This is a genomic window from Streptomyces sp. 6N223 (assembly GCF_052246635.1).
Lineage (GTDB): Bacteria > Actinomycetota > Actinomycetes > Streptomycetales > Streptomycetaceae > Streptomyces.
The window spans coordinates 1-958 of sequence record NZ_JBQQCA010000149.1 but is presented as its reverse complement, the minus strand read 5'-3'; the positions used below and the strand labels follow the sequence as shown (position 1 = coordinate 958).

1 protein-coding gene is annotated in these 958 nt (G+C 69.0%); it reads left to right on the top strand.

Annotation, left to right across the window (positions count from 1 at the left end; all coding sequences use genetic code 11):
- Window positions 1–45: 45 nt before the first annotated feature.
- Window positions 46–958 (top strand): acyltransferase domain-containing protein (locus tag ACTWQH_RS32760; protein ID WP_443290455.1); only part of this gene is annotated, 913 nt, incomplete at its 3' end.

Sequence of the window (958 nt, the reverse complement as noted above, 5' to 3'; positions counted from 1 at the left end):
AAGACGGTGTTTGTGTTTCCCGGGCAGGGTTCGCAGTGGCCGGGCATGGGCCAGCACCTCATGGCCACCGAGCCGGTCTTCGCCGACCACATCCAGGCCTGCACGGACGCCTTCACGCCCTACACCGACGACTGGAACCTCACCCAGCTCCTCACCCACCCCGATCCCGCACTGCTGGAACGGGTCGATGTCATCCAGCCCGTCCTCTTCGCCGTCATGACCGGCCTGGCCACACTCTGGCAACACCACGGCATCACCCCCGACGCCGTCGTCGGCCACTCCCAAGGCGAAATCGCCGCCGCCTACACCGCCGGCGCACTCACCCTGGAGGACGCCGCCCGCACCGTCATCCGCCGCGCCCAAGCCATCACCGCCCTCGCCGGCACCGGCGCCATGGCCTCCCTCCCCCTCCCCGCCACCCACGTCCACGAACTCCTCCACGACGACCTGCACATCGCCGCGCTCAACGGCCCCACCTCCACCGTCATCTCCGGCACCCCCGAAGCGATCAAAGCCCTGGTCGACGACTGCCGAGCCCGCGACATCCGCGCCAAGACCATCCCCGTCGACTACGCCTCCCACTGCCCCCACATCGAACCCCTCCGCGACACCATCCTCACCGCCCTGGACAGCATCACCCCCCGCCAAGCCGACATCACCTTCTACTCCACCCTCCACGCCCAGCCCATCGACACCACCACCCTCACCGCCCACTACTGGTACGACAACCTGGCCAACCCCGTCCGCTTCCAGGACACCGTCCAACTCCTCCACCACGACGGCCACCGCTTCTACATCGAAACCAGCCCCCACCCCGTCCTGACCATCGGCATCCAGCACACCCTCGACCAACACCCCACCCCCACCGCCATCCTCCCCACCCTCCGCCGCGACCACGGCGACCACCTCCCCCACGCCCTCGCCCACGCACACACCCACGGCCTCACCATCGACTGGC